The sequence below is a fragment of the Shewanella litoralis genome, assembly GCF_009828585.1.
GTDB lineage: Bacteria > Pseudomonadota > Gammaproteobacteria > Enterobacterales > Shewanellaceae > Shewanella > Shewanella litoralis.
Genome location: NZ_WSRZ01000001.1, coordinates 391,876 through 408,899, shown reverse-complemented (window position 1 = coordinate 408,899; position 17,024 = coordinate 391,876). Strand labels below are relative to the sequence as shown.

Below are 17,024 nucleotides of genomic sequence, written 5' to 3'. Positions count from 1 at the left end.
CGAGCTTATTGACGTGAGCGAGTTAGATAATACCCATTTCTTTACCGATACGGGTAAAGGCGCTGATAGCATGGTCTAGTTGCTCACGAGTATGTGCAGCAGACATTTGGGTGCGAATACGCGCTTGGCCTTTTGGTACTACAGGGAACGAGAAGCCAATGACGTAGATATGTTCAGCAAGCAACTTGTTTGAAAAGTCACTGGCCAGTTTGGCATCGCCAATCATGACCGGAATAATTGCATGGTCGGCGCCGCCCAAGGTAAAGCCCGAAGCTGACATTTGCTCGCGGAAATAGCGGCTGTTTTCCCATACGGCTTCACGTAAATCTTGGCCTGTTTTAAGCATTTCGAGTACGCGAATTGAGGCGCTAACGATTGACGGTGCTAATGAGTTTGAAAACAGGTAAGGGCGCGAGCGCTGGCGTAGCCATTCAACCACTTCTTTTTTGGCTGCGGTAAATCCACCTGACGCACCACCTAATGCTTTACCTAATGTACCGGTAATAATGTCTACACGGTCCATCACGTCACAGTATTCGTGGGTTCCACGGCCATTTTGGCCAATAAAGCCAACGGCATGCGAGTCATCAACCATAACCAGTGCGCCGTATTTATCGGCAAGATCGCACACACCTTTGAGGTTAGCGATAACGCCGTCCATTGAGAATACACCGTCGGTTGCAATTAAAATATTGCGTGCGCCGGCTGCTTGAGCTGCAATTAATTGTGTTTCAAGATCAGCCATGTCGTTGTTGGCATAACGGAAACGTTTAGCTTTACATAAACGCACACCGTCAATAATAGAGGCATGGTTTAACGCATCTGACACAATCGCGTCTTCGGCGTCTAATAAGGTTTCGAATAAACCGGCGTTAGCGTCAAAACATGAAGAATAAAGAATCGTGTCTTCCATGCCCAAAAATTCACTCAGGCTTGCTTCTAATTGCTTGTGAGTGTCTTGAGTTCCGCAAATAAAACGCACAGATGCCATACCAAAACCATGGCTGTCTAAGCCTGCTTTGGCCGCTTGAATTAGTTCTGGGTGGTTGGCTAAGCCTAAATAGTTGTTGGCACAAAAGTTAATCACTTTTTCGTGGTTTACTTCAATGGCTGTCTGTTGAGCTGAAGCAATGATGCGTTCACTTTTGTATAGGCCATCTGCTTTAACATCGGCAATTTGTTGATTGATACGGTCGTAAAAAGAGGTAGATGCCACCTGTGTTCTCCTAAATATGGTTATTATGCTTATCCAAATCACGCAGTAAAACACCGCTGTAATTGAAGGGTGTTTTGGAGTTGCTGGCATTCTAACCTTTATTATTGCCGCTCCACAGCGTTTTTTTTAGTCGTCAGACCAACATGAATTAGATTAGGGCTAGTGATTGTTCGCATTAAAAAAACTAATCATTAACAAGTGCAATCATGGGATTTCATTGCTGGGAATAGCGCAAAAAAATCCGCACATATCAAAGCACAATTGTAGTCTGATATTGGCGGATTGGAAGGTATTGTCATGTGCTTAATATATGGCTTATATGTCAGCTTTTGATTACGCGGCTTGATGGCGCTCTTGGCTGGCGATGTCGAGATAATGTTGCTCTAATCGGCTGAAGGTTGCCGACGATGCCGGTGTTTCATAAGCCTGGAATATCATCAACACCCGTAACAGGCCATCATACAAAGTCGCTTTGGTGATGCTAGATGTGCTCGATTGGGTCAGCTGGTAACTAATCCAAAAACTGACCATCATTTTTATGGTGTCTGCTAGCGCGGTCACTTTGTTGTCGTCAACATCCAGAAAACCGTCTTTTTTCAGCTTACGCAAAATATCACTCGAGCGGTTAAGCACCTGTTGTTGCGCATGTAAGTAACGTTTTTTAAGCGCTTCGTCACGGCTTAAAATATCGGCTAGGTTGGCATACATAAAGCGGAATTGCCACAAGGTATAAAACATGGCATCGAAGTAACCCATTAATAATTCGATGGTAATGGGCACATCGTCATAAGGCTTAAAGCCTGACTCTAAGTGACTTTCGTATTGAGCGAAAATCGAGTTGATAATGTCTTCTTTATTGCGAAAGTGATAATACAAGTTACCCGGACTAATGCCTAAGTGAGCGGCGATGTGGTTGGTGGTAATACTACGTTCACCGTGTTCGTTAAACAGTTCTAGACTGGCAAAAACGATCTTGTCGCGGGTTTTCATATGATTTCCGTATTCATTATTAGCTTAGGATATTGGCTTATTACAGCGATAACATTTCATTAAGCCGACTCAATATGAGTATGTTAACATTGTGTTTATCTGACAAGCAAAAATCGCTGACTATTCTGTTATGAACCGTTCCTTATATTCTTTCTTTTTGTATCTCTTATTGCCTCTGGTTGTCATGTATTTGGCCTTTCGAGCGATTAAAAGTTCTGATTATCGCCATCGATGGTCTGAGCGATTCGGCTTTGCCAAATTAAAGCCTACTGATGTGTTAGTCCATAGCGTATCGATGGGAGAAACCCTGGCGGCCATTCCGCTGATTAAAAAGCTCATGGCGCAGCATCCGCAATACACATTTACCGTCACCACTACCAGCCCTACAGGCTCTGCAGAAGTGGTAAAAGCATTGGGTGATAAGGTGCAGCATTGTTATCTGCCTTTTGACTTTGCCTATACGGTTAAACGTTTTTTATGCCAAATACAGCCCAAACATGTGATTATTATGGAGACAGAGTTATGGCCTAACTTACTCTATTTTTCCAAAAAACAGGGCGCGTCACTGATATTAGCCAATGCACGTTTGTCACAAAAATCGGCAGCCAAGTATGCCAGTAAACCACGTTTATCGGCCCCAATGTTAACGCTGTTAGATGTAATACTGGTGCAAACACAAGCTGAGTCTGAACGCTTTATTGCCTTGGGTGTTAAACCGCAGCAAATACACGTTTGTGGCAGCCTTAAATTTGACCTCACTATCGATCCCGATAAAAAACGACAGGCGTTGCAAACTCGAAGCCTATGGCAGCGAACTGATACACCTATTTGGGTTGCTGGTAGCGTCCATCCTGGCGAGTTTGCTGCGATATTAGCGGCGCATAAGCAGCTGTTAGTGAACTTTCCTGATGCATTACTGATAATGGCGCCTCGTCATCCAGAGCAATTTAATTTAGCGGCCATTACCATTACTCAAGCCGGTTTTAAGTTGGCCCGTCGGAGTATGAATGATGACGTCAGTATTGATACTCAAGTGTTACTCGGCGATACCATGGGGGAATTATTAATGCTCTATGGCGCAGCCGATCAGGCTTTTGTGGGGGGCACATTAATTGAGGGTGGTGGGCATAATCCGCTCGAACCCGCAGCAATGGGTTTACCTGTATACGTTGGCCCTAATCATTGGAATTTTGCTGAAATTACCGAGTTGCTTGCCAATGCAGGTGGATTGCAATGTGTTGCAGGAGCCGACGATCTTGCTCAACGATTAGTGGCTAATTGGAGTAACGACAATCAATACCAACAAGCATCGACAGCCGCGTTAGCGGTGGTGACACAAAACCGTGGCGCATTAGCTAAACAATTTTCGTTTATCGATTCACTTTGGCAATCATTTAATGATTTAAATAGGGTGTAGACTCCGGTAACCATCAAGTAGTTGTTGCCAACATTGCTGTGAAAACGCCAGGCTAGGTAGCTTACCTTGCTCTTTATTAAATGAGCGTAATAATCTGTCTAGGTTAGCTTGTTGCCAGCTTGCGTTGGGTTGACGTAACTCGCCGCGGTCAAAATCGATTAAATAAAATTGCTCATGTGCTAATAAGACATTTTTGGCATTAAGATCGGCATGATACACGCCACGTAAGTGAAATTTAGCAATCGTTTGACCAAGTGCATGCCATTGTTGCTCATCCATAGACTGTTGGCTTAAATAGGCGACTAAATCTTTTGCGCCAGCAACATGCTCAATAATAATGTCGGCGTTGTAGCATAAACCTGAACGTGCAACATGGGCGGCGATGGGCCTCGGTACTGCAAAGCCCTCTTGGTAAAGCGTTTCTAAAATCGCTAATTCCGCCATTGCACGGGTTTGCTTAAGGCCGGTGTATAGATAACTGTCGCGGTTAAATTTACCTATCAATCCGCCGCGCCAATAATGGCGTAACACCCAGGTTTGCGCTGAGTCTGTTTTAACAAACCAGGTGGTGTAGCGACCTTTAGACTGGCCTACAACTGCGGCTTTGGCTTGCCAAACATCCACAGAGAAATCTTGCGCTGTTAGAGTCGCTGCACTGGGTTCGCACCAGGCGATATGGCCTTGTTGGGTAGTTTTTATTTGCATCTAATTATCAAATAGCACGGGCTTGATTGTGGATCGAAATAACATTATACCTTAAGATCACTCACTTGCATTCCTTCCATCTTTTTCACTGACGCATATTGGATATTCAATGAAAGCTGACTTTAGTTCGATACGTTCATTATGTTTACTGCGTTTGTCTGCTATTGGCGATGTGTGTCATGCCGTGGCGATGGTTCAAGCTATTCAACAGCATTATCCAGATTTAGCCATCACATGGGTGATCGGCAAAGTTGAGTATCAATTACTTAAGCATTTACCGGGTATCGAGTTTGTTATTTTCGATAAATCCAAAGGTTGGCGCAGTTATGCTCAGTTACGTAGTGATTTAAAAGGCCAACATTTTGATGTGCTGTTGCATATGCAAGTGGCATTGCGAGCGACAATAGCGTCATTGATGATTAAGGCGCGTATTAGAGTCGGATTTGATAAAGCGCGAGCTAAAGAAGGCCAATGGTTGGTGACCAATCATGCTGTTGAGCCTATCGCTGAGCCGCATGTGTTAGATGGCTTTATGGGCTTTGCAAAAGCCATTGGTGTGACGGATTTAACCCCACATTGGCATATTCCTGTTCCACAAGCCGATACAGACTTTGCTACTCAGCTTATAGGTAATGATAAGGTGTTAGTTATTTGCGCCGCCGCCAGTAAAGCGGAGCGCAACTGGTTGCCTGAGCGTTATGCTGCCGCCGCTGATTATGCTATATCGCAAGGATTCAAAGTCATGTTATGCGGCGGGCCGACGGTGCTTGAAAAAAATCTAGCTGATGTTATTCAGTCGCATAGTCAGCACACCTTCGACAATCAAGTGGGCAAAACAACCTTAACCCAATTATTAGCCGTGCTAAAACAAGCAAGCTTGGTGCTAGCGCCAGATACCGGACCATTGCATATGGCGGTGACTCAAGGTACTCCTGTGATTGGCTTGTATGCTCACTCTAACCCTGGACGAACGGGGCCTTATCACTTTCGCCAATATACTGTGAGTGTTTACCCACAAGTTATCGCCAAGCAGTTTTCTGCCGAGGTAAAATGGGGAACTCGCGCAAAGGGTGAGCATTTAATGGCGATGATAGAGGCTGATGATGTGATAAAAAACATGAAAAAACTCATGGTTGATCATGGCATGAGTTAGTGATTAACACTCAGTCAGGGTAACGGTTGATAGAGTTACTTTTGCTTTGCTGTGATATTCAATTTTATTAAAAACCCCAAATACTCCTAGTATTGCGCTTAAGTATTGTGGAAGGGAAACAGTTTATATGAGTAAGAAACGCTATTTATTCTACATTTCACAAAATTATTCTTACGCGATTTTAAGGCCTTTGCAAAAGATCATTTTAGCGCGTGGGGATGAAGTTAGATGGTTTCTTACAGGTAATGAGGTTGACAGCAAATACCTTAAGCCATCTGAAATTCGCTTGATGACAATTGAAGAAACGATTCAGTGGCAGCCACAAGCAGTGTTTGTGCCGGGCAATATCGTACCGAGTTTTATTCCTGGCGTTAAGGTGAGTGTATTCCATGGTTTTGGTACGGTGAAAATTGATGGCTTAGGGCGTAATGGCCATTTTACCATACGCCACTGCTTCGATTTATATTGTACTCAAGGCCCAGAGTCTACTGAGCCGTTTCAGCGTTTAGCGGAAAAGCATGGTACTTTCAAGGTGGTTGAAACTGGTTGGTCAACATTGGACCCCTTGTTTAAGCCTGATGATTCGGTGATAAAAAAGCGTGATGATAGGCCTGTTATTCTTTTTTGTTCTACATTTTCGCCGCGATTCTCATGTGCCGAAGTGGTTTATGACAAAGTGAAACAGTTGTCTCAAGACAGTCAGTGGCGATGGTTAGTGCAATTTCATCCTAAAATGAACCGCGACATTGTTGAAAAGTACAAGCAATTAGAAAACGACAACTTGTCTTTTATCGAAACCGATGATGTGTTGCCTTTATTGAGAGAGGCTGATGTCATGTTGTGTGATACCTCTTCTGTGCTGATCATGTTTCTTTTACAAGGTAAGCCCGTAGTCACTTTCGACAATAAAATTGATGGTAAGCATCTTATTAATATCAACAATGTTGATGATATTAAATCAGCTCTTGAGCAAGCATTAGCTTATCCACCTGCGTTACTCAAAGAGATTGAGCACTATTGCGAGAGCATGCACCCAAATCGTGATGGCTGCTCTAGTGAGCGAGTATTGGCTGAAACAGATAAGCTAATCGACAATGGTTTAGAGGGATTAAAGCGTAAACCATTAAATATTATAAGAAACTTAAAGATGAGAAAAGCATTAGGTTATTGGAAGTTATAAGGTTTGATGGTTTACATTTGTCGCGTTAATAGAGTGCCACAATCTGTGGCGCTCTATCATAATAAAGGACCTAATTAGGCGATACTTTATTTAGGGGTAATATTAAGCTTTTGTTTTAATACGGTCGAGCTTACGTTAGGGGTGTAGTCAAAATAGACCATCTCACAGCTCACTTCAGGGTATTTTCCCTTCCAGTCTGAACCTACTGAAATCGCATCTATTTGGTATTCATCTACGACTTTTTGTTTGTCTTTGTCGATTTGAGGTATCACTTCATCAACATATCGATTGGCTTCTAAAATCGAAATACGCTCTTCAAATGGAATGATTGGCGGGCGTCCTTTAGATTGCTCAATGAGTTCATCTGTCGAGACGCCAACAATAAGATAGTCACATAAAGCCTTGGTACTTTTTAATATATTTAAATGCCCTTGATGAAAGATATCAAAGCAGCCTGAGGTATACATTCTGCGGTACATTTTATTTGATGTTGGCTTGTTTGATGGCTCTATTGCAGCAAAATCACTTTTTAGGGTTTTTAATAGTTCTGCTTTAAAGATGGCGTCGAGTTGTAATTCATCAACTAAGCTTGGCGCTTTAGGCCAGTGACTGTCGGTCAATTCTTTACCACAAAACTCTATCGGGAACTCGTATCGCGGGATGATATGAAAGTGTACCGCGGGATCAACCATCATTAGCATCAGATAATTGACTTTGTGACAGTCAAACCGGTGTTTTAACACGCTTTCAATATCAGAAATAATGTGTTTTTGTTCATTAGCCGCTTCTGCTGAAATGCCTGAGTAATGGTGGACATCTTCTTTACATACTAAAACCATTGAACCAAGAGTCGGTTGATCTGGTCTGAGTAACAAATGCCAATGGTGATATGACTTAATTAAACTCTGTGGATAATCAAATTTTCGTAAAGTAGATTGTGGCATGGTAAGGCTTTATCGTTCTAAAATTTGTTTATATCTTAATTTATCAGAAACTATGAGTCTATCTAAGTCAGGATAATTCAAGCGCTATCTTAATATTTATGTGCTTATAGCAAGTTTTAGATGCCGGTCATAAGTTGCTTTCGTAGAGATAACAATTTGTTGTTAAGTTGTTATAATCTACTTTTGCTGCATCAAGGCAGTCTGTTTTTCGATCTATTAACGATTAAGAGAGTATTATGTTTATCGTTTTCGATACATTAAATGTGTACTACATACCCCAGTATATGCCAGTTATTCAAGAGTTAATGCATCGAGGTCACACGGTAAAATTAGTGTGTTATAGCAATAAAAATGACCAAGAAGCACTGGCAAAAACATTTGATGAAGTCGGTGTCGAGTGTATTTGGGTCACAGATACTCAAGAAGCTGAGCAAGTTTATTTGACGATAAAACCAGATTGGATATTTTTTGGTAATCAATTTCCTCATCTCGATTCCGTACATCAATATTCTAAAACGGCGCAATTAGGACACGGTGTTGGGCCTAAGCCTTCGTACTATCATAAATCGATTACACCAATGACAGTGAGGTTTATAGAAGGCTCTCTGCGGCTAGTAAAAATCAAACAATATTATCCAAATGATAATTTTATTGAAGTGGGATTTTGTAAGCTAGACCCGTTATTTAAACATCAAGATTTGGGCTTAGATTTAACAGCATTAGGCTTAGATACCAGTAAAAAAACCATCTTATATGCACCGACGTTTAATCCAAGCTCTTTAGAGTGCTTTCCTGATAATTGGCCCGATGATTTTAAAGAATATAACATCCTAATTAAGCCTCATTCGCTAACTCAGGTGAGGAAGCAGTATGCTAACCAACGAGCTAAATTGGCTAAATGGTCAGAATATTCAAATGTTTATGTCGCCAATGAAAACGACATATCTTTACTCCCCTTTATTCAACACGCAGACATTTTGTTGAGTGAGGCGTCGAGTACATTGTTTGAGTTTGCTGCGGTAGACAGACCTGTGATTGTGTGTAACTTTTTTAAATTAAAATGGTCTTATCGCGGTATTTTTAAGTATCGATTTGAAAAACGTTTTGGTAAAGATAATGTGCTGTATAACGGTATTGGGCTGCATGTAGAAAAATATAAGTCGCTAATCAAAGCTATTCCTGAGCAGCTAGCTAACCCTCAGGCATATCAAGCCAATAGGCTGCAATATACTCAGGAGCACGTTGGACCGACCGATGGCTTGGCATCGGAGAGAATCGTGGATTATATTGAGAAATACGATAAGTCCTAGTTATACCAATCAGCACAAAAATGTGATCATTCTTACTGGTTAAAATTGCTTATAACGTCGTTAGAAATTTTGAAGGTAGAACAACTAGCTCACTGCAATTTCTGCCTTATTCTAAGCAATTTAGCCTACGCAATCTCTGAGCACTTATTTATCCTGATTGGTATTATTGAAAAGAAACGATGATTCAGAAAAGATATAAAAAAGGCAGAACGTAAAAGTTCTGCCTTTTTATTATGAAGTGTAAAGATTGGTTATTTCACGGTACTTGGTTTGTTCAACCAAGGCGCTCTGGCGTCTGTACCACCATAAAGCTCAAATTTGCGACCCAGTTTTTGACCGCCATCTCGGGTTAATGGTTGCCACGCTAAGCTGCCACGATTTGATACTGGTGTAGGTAAAATCGCATCGAAAGGAACTGAAATATAGAATCCTTTAGTAAAGCTGCCTTCGCCGAACTCATCTGCTGATAGATTGGTTTTAGAGGCAAATGCACCGACGATAACGCCACTATCAAATTGTTTAGAGAAATCGACAGTCACACCACGATCTTCTGCTAAATACTGACCGTAACTGACTTTAAGCAACACATCATCAAACCAGCTTGGCTGATAATAAACACTGGCGTGGCCGGTGAAGGTGCCTGTTTGAGCTCTATAATAACGCCCTGAATCAGCATCAAAGTTTATTTCTTTATTAAAAAAACCGAATATGTTGTCAGGATCGCGTTGTTTGACGTAATTGGCATCCACACCAAAAGCCCATTCACTATTCATTGGGCGATAGAGTACTTCGCCACCCACACCACCAAACATCATTTCGAGGTAACCGACATAAGCTTGCGCGTAGATATTTTCACTGAGCTTATCGAGCCAGGTTAATTGCAAGTTATCAACACGTACAGTGGTATCAGAAACATACTGTCTCACTAGCGTTCTAACTCGTTTAAGATCGGTACCATCGGGCGGCGTTTGATATTTAAACTGATCGTAGTTATCAAACAGGTTGATATACATCGAACTGCCGATTTCAATATTCTCAGTCAGCCAGCGACTCGCGCCACCATTGATGCCGACATTAAATAAGTAAAAGTTTTCTGAACCACCAAAAGATTGGTTTAGTTTTGGCGCAAAACCATAATTCCATTGATTAGGCGTATCCCAATCAGGTGTTTCAGAGGGTAATGTCGGTTCTACAACTGTTGTACTGTCTGTTACTTTTGCATTGATGTAGTTATGTTGTACCGCATTGGTAAACTGTTTTGCATCAATGTGGGTTTCCGTTGTCGGCAAGTGGCCCGCAACTTCAATGATTTTGAAAGTTTTTGCCTGTGGAAAATGATTAACTAGAATTCGGCCAGCATGATCATGAGCATATTTTCTGTCACGGTATTTCGTTTGCGTCGCAACAACGGTGACTTCATCATTTTTGATGTAGATTTTGGCGCCTTTATAGCCAGCGTCAAAAGCTAATTGCTTGTTAAGCTCCGGTAAATCGACTTTGCGGTCGGCTAAATCAGGCTTATCTTCAATCGGTTGCTTTGGTGTGTCGCGCCAGTTTGATTTTAAGGTATTAAAGTTAGTCGCCATGCTAAAACCCAACGTCCAGGTATTACCACGCTCATAACTGAGTTTAAAGTCGCCCCAATTACTGACACGGTATAGCATCCCATAGTTGATAGGACTGTCTTGTGTTAGTTCATTACCGGTCTGTAAGGCTGCAAAGTCTGATTTATAATCATTACCATCGTATTCCACTTTTAGGCGTAAAGGGTCCCAGGGTGTTTGGTACTCAATACCGGCAAAAATGGCACTACAACCTTTAAACCAACGTTGAATGTCCACGTCTCCACCAGTGCCTTTAAAGCCAGTGTCACGATTACAATCTACTGATGTTGCCTTGTTTGAACCATTAATATTACCTCGGTTGCCGATATAACCCCAACCGAAGCCTACAGTCGCATCAAAAGGGCCAAAGCCTTTAGTCATAGCAATATATTCGCTATCAAATAAGCCAGTGCCCCCGATGTCGCGAACGCCAATAGACGTTTCAGGTATCCAGTAGCTTTCTTCTAATAAGCGCAGCTTAACGTCTATACCTTTATCGGTGTAATAGGTATCACCGCTAAAGCTTGGATCATCACTATAGAGTACGTCTGGTACTTGGGTATAGCGGATAGTGGTTTCTAACCAGGGAAATAACTGCAGTGATAATGCACCATGATAATAATCTTCGTTAAAGGTGCCTGTGACACTAAATTCGCCTTCAGCTGCCATTCTACCCGTCGGCATTTGAATGAGGCCTACGCCACCGAAATCATATTGTGAAGGTGTCAGTTTTGGGGTTGATAGTTCATCACTGTGCGCTGTGGTACTGATAGCCATTCCGCTTACCATGCATGAAATGGCTAAAACAGAAAAGACAGATTGTTTTGCTTGATTCATGGTTAACGTATCCAATGTCTTAAAAGCTCTAGAATTTGTTGGTTTAATGCTGGCTCGTTATCTCTTACACCATCAAAATCAAGATAAATAATCGCCCCTGGTGCGATATCGATATGTTGTTGGTTCCAATAAGCAATAGGATATTTTACGATTTCCCCATCGGGTTGAATCAGCCAGGCGAAGCTATTTTTTGATGCTTTTAATGGCATCGCATTCTCAATATATTGCGACGCATTTTGTCTCACCACGAAGGGCTGTGAGCCATTTTGAGTCACGGCGCCTAATACCAAGACATCTTGAGGTTTATGAGGAAGCGTGAGTAAGTATTTTCCCTGTAAAAGTGGGTTTAACTCTTCTTTTAATCGAATCGCATCATAATCAAGTGGAATAAACTCACGTTGAAGAAATTGGTTATTTACAATCCATGTCGCTAGTGTTTTTAACGCCTGAATATGATCTGGCTTACCCATATCACTATATTGTGTTTTAAGGGCATTAAGTATCTGTTGTCGCTGTGTTAGCAACGCCGCTTCTGTACTGGCATCGTACAAACCCGCACCTAACCAATAAATGGGTAAAGGATTCGATTGTTCAGAAGACAGTTGTGCATTTGATAAACTATCTTTAATGACTTGTACTAAGCGAGGTGGGCTCACATATGTTAATGATACCGTCGAGTTACTGTATACCGATTGAGCGACAGTGACTTCAGTTTCGGCATGACTTAGTTGTAAATTACAAATTAATAGCATTAAAGCTGAACATAATTGAATTAGCGGCTTCATTTCGCGTCCTCAAATCCATAAGGCTTCAGAAGAGTCATTTCTATGTAGGGTAAGTTAGGGGCAATTTTTTGATAACTTTTGATCACTTTGCCCGTCGATTCATCAACCCAAAATTGGTTATCATATTCGATATCGAGATTAGCGACGACAACATGCTCATTGAATTTTTTAAGCGTTACGGTTTTATCATTGATAGTGAGCGTTTCATCACTGACAAAACTAAAGGTGGAGTGTTGTTGATAACTGACGTGATAACCTGGCTGCCAATCTACTGTATTTTCCCATTGCATTGGTGTACTACTTAGATGCAAGCCTAAAGCGATGGGATCAGTTTGTTTGCTGTTAATGTTAAGGCGATTACCAACAAATAAATTTACCGATTTCAATAAACGGCCATTACGCGTTACTAGCATACCATTGTCGGAGGATACCCATTTTAGTTCAATGTTTTTAGAATTAATGCGGGTTATTGGTAGCGTCTGTGGGGCTTCAGCATATGCAAGTACGATATATGATCTATTTGTGTTATTGATTCTGACGTGAATGCTGGCATAAGGGCTTTTCTCAATCTCTGTGGCAGTAACATTATCATCAGGGAAACCTACGACGCTTTCTTTAAGCATGCCACCAATCTGTACGAAGGTGTTGCTACAGCCTGTTAAGATGAAGAAGAAAAGCAGAGGGAGTAGACTTTTTTTTTGAAAAATGGAAGGCATACGAGCTCAGTTCCTTAAGCTTTGGCTTAATGACAAAAAAAAGAAAATAAAAAAGCACATTAAAAAATGTGCTTTTTTAAAATTTTACGAATTTAGTTTGTTACTGAAGTCGTAGTCGTACCAGTACCTGTGCCAGTACTTGTAGTCGTAGTGCCAGTACCTGTACCTGTACCAGAGTCAGTACCAGAACCGTCTTCAGTACTGCTATCATTAGCAGCAGTTGCAGCGGCAGCAACAATAACAGATCCAGCTACAACAGCAGCACCAACAGCAACACCACCAACACCTGCGCCGGCAGCTGCGCCACCAGCTGCACCGCCAGTACCACCAGTAGTCGTTGTGGTTTCAGCACCATCAGCAGCATAAGCTGAACCGATCATTAATAAAGCAGTAGTTAACGCGATAGCTGATTTTTTCATATTCAAAGTCTTCCCGTAAATTATTCAAACACACCTAAATGGAAGATTAGCATATAATCGATTCACTTCCATATATAATTCGACACAAATGCTTAATAAATATTCAGCTTGTTCGAATGGCTAATTTACACGATTTTCAGATTTTTTACAAAAACAGTTTAATTAATTATCAATTACACGTGTGTTGCACAGTCAGGAGCTGTTAAAATAGGCGTAATGCTAACACTAAATTTATGGCTTTGAATCATGCATAGAAGAGCAATTTACCCAGGTACATTTGATCCAGTGACTAATGGTCATGCTGATTTAATTGAGCGTGCAGCGCGTTTATTTAAGCACGTTATTATTGGTATCGCCTCAAACCCGTCCAAGCAACCGCGTTTTACGCTTGAGGAACGTGTTGCTCAGGTCAACCTTGTCACTGCTCATTTAGATAATGTTGAAGTCGTTGGGTTTACAGGGCTTCTAGTTGATTTTGCTAAAGAGCAGCATGCCAGTGTATTAGTGCGTGGATTACGTGCAGTATCTGATTTTGAATACGAATTTCAGTTAGCCAATATGAATCGCCGCTTAAGCCCAGATCTTGAAAGTGTTTTTTTAACACCTGCTGAAGAAAATTCGTTTATATCGTCGACTTTGGTTAAGGAAGTAGCTCTTCATGGCGGCGATGTCAGCCAATTTGTTCACCCACATGTTGCCGCAGCATTGAAGCAAAAAATCAATGCAACAAATAAAGGATAACTCGATTGATGTTAAAGGGATTTTACTTGAGTAAGTTAGCGATTTCATTGGGGTTAAGCTCGGCTTTATTATGTTCAGCAGCGCAAGCGGCACCCTGGGTCGATACCAGTGATATTTACTTACGTGCGGATATACAAGCGCTTGCAGATGCCGGGGTAATAACATCTCCTATTAATACATACCCATTAATGTGGTCTGGTATTGGGGGGGATTTAGCGCGAGCTGAGCCATCGTTATTGAGTAAAGCATTAATTGATGCTTATGCTAGGGTTAATTTTTACTATCAAGCAGCAGTGAATAACCGAGGCAATACGCGTGTCAAAGTTGCTGCGGCAACAGATGCTGCTCGTTTTCAGCATTTTGGTTCTGATTATCGAGAAAAAGGGCAAATACAAGGTTCACATGAGTATTTGGGCCAAAATCTTGCTTATAAACTCTCAGCGTCAGCAAATTACCATCCGAACGACGATAAAGACTTTCGTTTTGACGATAACTATATCGCGGTAATTTTAGGCAACTGGGTAACCACATTTGGCACTGTTGCGCAGTGGTGGGGCCCGGGGTTTGACTCTTCTTTGCACATGTCGACAAATGCCAGACCAATGTCGTCATTAATGATAAGTCGGAATAATCCTCATGCATTTGAAACACCTTTGCTTTCTTGGTTAGGAACCTGGACATTGACCGCTGGGGTGAGTCTCACAGAACAAGAACGTTATGCCCCCAATGCGTTGCTGTGGTCATTTCGCAGTGCGATAAAGCCATTAAAGCAGCTTGAAGTCGGTGTATCGTGGACCGCAATGTTTTGCGGTGAAGGGCAAGAGTGCAGTGTGGACAGTGCTTTTGATGCTATTACTGATCCACAAGAATGTAATTCCACTGATTGCAGCAGTAATACCAACCAAATGACAGGCGTTGATGTTCGTTATAGCGATGACTGGTTTGGTATTCCTGTCGGTTTATATGTAGAGCAAACCTGCGAAAATGCTTCAAATTCTTCGAGTATGTCTGATTGCGGGCAAATGTTCGGTGTCGACTCGCGATTTAATTTTTCAAAACAACAATATAAAGTCTTTTTTGAATATTCCGACACTATGGTCAATTGTGATGCGGGATCTGAATATAACTGTTTTTATGAACACTCTACCTACCAAAGTGGCTCACGTTATTATGGTCGTGCCTATGGCAGTACCTATGACAGTGATGCACAAACCTATGTATTTGGGCTGATTGGGCAGTTTGAAAATAGCCATGGTTTTACCTCTATATTGCGATATGCCCAGCTAAATAAAGATGGCTCTAATCGCGTTAGTGAATGGGCTCCACAGCCATTAAAAGAAGATTTATTGATGCTTGAATTGTCTTATCGTATGCCTGTGTTTAATGGCATGTTGACCTTGGGTGGCAGCGTAGCTAACTCTGAGTTTGAAGTACAAGATGACGATACGCAGGCGACGGTGTTTTCGACTTTTGAGTATCGATTTTAAATTGAACCTTATCAAATCAGGTTAAATAGCAGCATACATTAGGGAGCCAAATTGGCTCCCTTTTGCTACATTAGTCCTATCTTTGCTGGCAGATGCCGCAAAATACTGTAGTGCGTTGGCCTAGTTTGATTTCACTTAATAGATTACCGCACTGGGTACAGCTTTCTCCGCCGCGGCCATAGACATGTAGTTTTTGGGCAAAGTAGCCTGGTTTTCCATCTGCGTTAGTAAAGTCTTTTAGGGTGGTACCACCTTGCTTTATAGCATGGGCTAAAATTTGTTTCACTTCACTGACTAGCACCGTTAATCGTTCAATATCAATGCTGCCCGCTTCGGCTTGAGGGTGAATGCCCGCGGCAAACAAGGCTTCATTGGCATAGATATTCCCAGCGCCCACCACAATGTGATTATCCATTAAGCACTGTTTAATGGCTTTCTTTTTGCCTTTTAATGCGGCTTGTAACTGCTGCGGGGTAAAGTCTGTACTTAATGGTTCTGGACCCAGTTTTGACAATAATGGGTGGGCTTCTTCGGGTAATTCGTACCATAACCAGGCGCCAAAACGCCTAGGGTCATTAAAACGTAGCATGCGGCCATTATCTAACACTAGGTCAATATGGTCATGTTTTTCAGCAGGCGTGTTACGCGGTAAAATACGCAAACTCCCTGACATGCCTAAGTGGACGATGGTCATGCCTGCATTGGTGTCGATTAATAAATATTTAGCACGTCGACGTACATTGTTAATACGTTGGCCGACAATGTTTTGCGCAACATCCGGCACCGGCCAGCGTAGTGAACCATTACGTACAATCAACTCACTGACAGTTTGTTCAATAAGGTACGGGCTGATCCCCTGACGGGTGACTTCAACTTCTGGTAATTCAGGCATAAAAACTCATTATTTTGATTGAGGCATTTCAGCAAGCGCTGGCTGTAAATCAGCGCGTAAGCTTGGTGGTATTTGGTACCAATTTTGATTTGATGATTGCAATAAGCCGTCGTCGGGGAAATAACGCCATTGCTGTGCGGTGTGAATATTGCTTATCGCGATAGTCAGCGTTTGTTCATTGGTGCCATGCTCTGGTTGAGTAGTTAATGGCGACACACTAATATTTTGCCACGCTTGGGCCCATTGTTGACAGTTAAGAACCTGCTCATGACACCACCATTCATCGCCTTTTTTACTTAGCCATATGTCATCAAGATGAAGTTGCACTAACGGCAGTTGAGGGTCGAACAGCGCCACCGCGTCATCGGGTACATTAGCGGTTTTGTCATCAATAAACGATAACACCGCGATCATAAATACACTGGCACCGATAATAATGTAATTCCAATTTTTTCGAGAAAGCGCCATAAAAGAGTCCTTTTCATTTGATGCAGCAGTATGTTGATTTTTTAGTTTATCACCCACGCGATAAAAAACGAATCTAGCGATGCAAGACTTAAGCGAGTTACTAAGGGATGATTAAGATTATACGGTTGTAACTGGGATTTAGATTAGCGATAAACAGAGT

At 41.9% G+C, this 17,024-nt stretch carries 16 protein-coding genes; 6 read left to right on the top strand and 10 right to left on the bottom strand.

From position 1 onward, the window contains the following. Window positions 1-22: 22 nt before the first annotated feature. Together GQA99_RS01905 and GQA99_RS01900 are read right to left on the bottom strand one after the other, a co-directional pair. Window positions 23-1,216 carry a glycine C-acetyltransferase gene (locus tag GQA99_RS01905; protein ID WP_160052150.1) on the bottom strand — a complete coding sequence of 398 codons (1,194 nt, stop codon included), beginning with the start codon at window positions 1,214-1,216 and terminating at the stop codon, window positions 23-25. A gap of 333 nt (window positions 1,217-1,549) precedes the next feature. After that, complete coding sequence (locus tag GQA99_RS01900; RefSeq protein WP_160052149.1) at window positions 1,550-2,206, bottom strand: TetR/AcrR family transcriptional regulator; 657 nt, start codon at window positions 2,204-2,206, stop codon at window positions 1,550-1,552. 130 nt (window positions 2,207-2,336) lie between these two features. Between GQA99_RS01900 and waaA the strand changes: the two genes are divergently transcribed. Continuing rightward, window positions 2,337-3,623 carry a lipid IV(A) 3-deoxy-D-manno-octulosonic acid transferase gene (waaA, locus tag GQA99_RS01895; protein ID WP_160052148.1) on the top strand — a complete coding sequence of 429 codons (1,287 nt, stop codon included), beginning with the start codon at window positions 2,337-2,339 and terminating at the stop codon, window positions 3,621-3,623. Here the strand turns inward: waaA and GQA99_RS01890 are convergent. Continuing rightward, window positions 3,609-4,328 carry a 3-deoxy-D-manno-octulosonic acid kinase gene (locus GQA99_RS01890; protein ID WP_160052147.1) on the bottom strand — a complete coding sequence of 240 codons (720 nt, stop codon included), beginning with the start codon at window positions 4,326-4,328 and terminating at the stop codon, window positions 3,609-3,611. The genes waaA and GQA99_RS01890 overlap by 15 nt on opposite strands. 109 nt (window positions 4,329-4,437) lie before the next feature. Here GQA99_RS01890 and GQA99_RS01885 point away from each other — a divergent pair, with 109 nt between their 5' ends. Both GQA99_RS01885 and GQA99_RS01880 read left to right on the top strand, forming a co-directional pair. After that, window positions 4,438-5,481, top strand: coding sequence for a glycosyltransferase family 9 protein (locus tag GQA99_RS01885; protein ID WP_160052146.1), 1,044 nt, complete (start codon window positions 4,438-4,440; stop codon window positions 5,479-5,481). A 127-nt stretch (window positions 5,482-5,608) separates the two neighbouring features. Beyond that, the gene (locus GQA99_RS01880; RefSeq protein ID WP_160052145.1) at window positions 5,609-6,661 is read left to right on the top strand and encodes a CDP-glycerol glycerophosphotransferase family protein; all 1,053 of its coding nucleotides are present in this window, start codon (window positions 5,609-5,611) and stop codon (window positions 6,659-6,661) included. 86 nt (window positions 6,662-6,747) lie between these two features. Here the strand turns inward: GQA99_RS01880 and GQA99_RS20760 are convergent, their stop codons facing one another. After that, window positions 6,748-7,605, bottom strand: coding sequence for an adenylyltransferase/cytidyltransferase family protein (locus tag GQA99_RS20760; RefSeq protein ID WP_229785811.1), 858 nt, complete (start codon window positions 7,603-7,605; stop codon window positions 6,748-6,750). 236 nt (window positions 7,606-7,841) lie between these two features. On the opposite strand from GQA99_RS20760, the gene GQA99_RS01870 reads away from it, so the two are divergent. Beyond that, the gene (locus GQA99_RS01870; protein ID WP_160052144.1) at window positions 7,842-8,915 is read left to right on the top strand and encodes a CDP-glycerol glycerophosphotransferase family protein; all 1,074 of its coding nucleotides are present in this window, start codon (window positions 7,842-7,844) and stop codon (window positions 8,913-8,915) included. A gap of 251 nt (window positions 8,916-9,166) precedes the next feature. Here GQA99_RS01870 and GQA99_RS01865 read toward each other — a convergent pair whose 3' ends face one another. The 4 genes from GQA99_RS01865 to GQA99_RS01850 form a co-directional block, all read right to left on the bottom strand. Continuing rightward, window positions 9,167-11,356, bottom strand: a complete 2,190-nt coding sequence (locus GQA99_RS01865) for a YjbH domain-containing protein (RefSeq protein WP_206194558.1) — start codon at window positions 11,354-11,356, stop codon at window positions 9,167-9,169. 2 nt (window positions 11,357-11,358) lie between these two features. Next, complete coding sequence (locus tag GQA99_RS01860) at window positions 11,359-12,141, bottom strand: capsule biosynthesis GfcC family protein (protein ID WP_160052143.1); 783 nt, start codon at window positions 12,139-12,141, stop codon at window positions 11,359-11,361. Further along, window positions 12,138-12,857 (bottom strand): YjbF family lipoprotein, encoded by a 720-nt coding sequence (locus tag GQA99_RS01855; protein ID WP_160052142.1) that lies wholly within the window; start codon window positions 12,855-12,857, stop codon window positions 12,138-12,140. The genes GQA99_RS01860 and GQA99_RS01855 overlap by 4 nt, the downstream gene beginning before the upstream one ends. Window positions 12,858-12,949: 92 nt before the next feature. Continuing rightward, window positions 12,950-13,276 carry a hypothetical protein gene (locus tag GQA99_RS01850; RefSeq protein WP_160052141.1) on the bottom strand — a complete coding sequence of 109 codons (327 nt, stop codon included), beginning with the start codon at window positions 13,274-13,276 and terminating at the stop codon, window positions 12,950-12,952. A 246-nt stretch (window positions 13,277-13,522) separates the two neighbouring features. Between GQA99_RS01850 and coaD the strand changes: the two genes are divergently transcribed. Both coaD and GQA99_RS01840 read left to right on the top strand, forming a co-directional pair. Next, window positions 13,523-14,017: a pantetheine-phosphate adenylyltransferase gene (gene coaD / locus GQA99_RS01845; protein WP_160052140.1), complete on the top strand. Its 495-nt coding sequence runs from the start codon at window positions 13,523-13,525 to the stop codon at window positions 14,015-14,017. Between the two features lie 8 nt (window positions 14,018-14,025). Beyond that, entirely contained in the window at window positions 14,026-15,504 is a 1,479-nt protein-coding gene (locus tag GQA99_RS01840) for a capsule assembly Wzi family protein (protein ID WP_160052139.1), read from the top strand. A 76-nt stretch (window positions 15,505-15,580) separates the two neighbouring features. Here the strand turns inward: GQA99_RS01840 and mutM are convergent, their stop codons facing one another. Both mutM and GQA99_RS01830 read right to left on the bottom strand, forming a co-directional pair. Next, window positions 15,581-16,396: a bifunctional DNA-formamidopyrimidine glycosylase/DNA-(apurinic or apyrimidinic site) lyase gene (gene mutM, locus GQA99_RS01835; RefSeq protein WP_160052138.1), complete on the bottom strand. Its 816-nt coding sequence runs from the start codon at window positions 16,394-16,396 to the stop codon at window positions 15,581-15,583. A gap of 9 nt (window positions 16,397-16,405) precedes the next feature. Then, a complete protein-coding gene (locus GQA99_RS01830) occupies window positions 16,406-16,864 on the bottom strand; it encodes a hypothetical protein (protein WP_160052137.1) in 459 nt (152 codons plus the stop codon). Between the last annotated feature and the right edge of the window lie 160 nt (window positions 16,865-17,024).

Coding starts and splice junctions, on each gene's coding strand:
- GQA99_RS01870 (WP_160052144.1), top strand. CDS start 7,842: ATGTTTATCGTTTTCGATACATTAAATGTGTACTACATACCCCAGTAT.
- GQA99_RS01880 (WP_160052145.1), top strand. CDS start 5,609: ATGAGTAAGAAACGCTATTTATTCTACATTTCACAAAATTATTCTTAC.
- GQA99_RS01840 (WP_160052139.1), top strand. CDS start 14,026: ATGTTAAAGGGATTTTACTTGAGTAAGTTAGCGATTTCATTGGGGTTA.
- GQA99_RS01890 (WP_160052147.1), bottom strand. CDS start 4,328: ATGCAAATAAAAACTACCCAACAAGGCCATATCGCCTGGTGCGAACCC.
- GQA99_RS01865 (WP_206194558.1), bottom strand. CDS start 11,356: ATGAATCAAGCAAAACAATCTGTCTTTTCTGTTTTAGCCATTTCATGC.
- GQA99_RS01830 (WP_160052137.1), bottom strand. CDS start 16,864: ATGGCGCTTTCTCGAAAAAATTGGAATTACATTATTATCGGTGCCAGT.
- GQA99_RS01860 (WP_160052143.1), bottom strand. CDS start 12,141: ATGAAGCCGCTAATTCAATTATGTTCAGCTTTAATGCTATTAATTTGT.
- GQA99_RS20760 (WP_229785811.1), bottom strand. CDS start 7,605: ATGCCACAATCTACTTTACGAAAATTTGATTATCCACAGAGTTTAATT.
- GQA99_RS01885 (WP_160052146.1), top strand. CDS start 4,438: ATGAAAGCTGACTTTAGTTCGATACGTTCATTATGTTTACTGCGTTTG.
- coaD (WP_160052140.1), top strand. CDS start 13,523: ATGCATAGAAGAGCAATTTACCCAGGTACATTTGATCCAGTGACTAAT.
- mutM (WP_160052138.1), bottom strand. CDS start 16,396: ATGCCTGAATTACCAGAAGTTGAAGTCACCCGTCAGGGGATCAGCCCG.
- waaA (WP_160052148.1), top strand. CDS start 2,337: ATGAACCGTTCCTTATATTCTTTCTTTTTGTATCTCTTATTGCCTCTG.
- GQA99_RS01855 (WP_160052142.1), bottom strand. CDS start 12,857: ATGCCTTCCATTTTTCAAAAAAAAAGTCTACTCCCTCTGCTTTTCTTC.
- GQA99_RS01900 (WP_160052149.1), bottom strand. CDS start 2,206: ATGAAAACCCGCGACAAGATCGTTTTTGCCAGTCTAGAACTGTTTAAC.
- GQA99_RS01850 (WP_160052141.1), bottom strand. CDS start 13,276: ATGAAAAAATCAGCTATCGCGTTAACTACTGCTTTATTAATGATCGGT.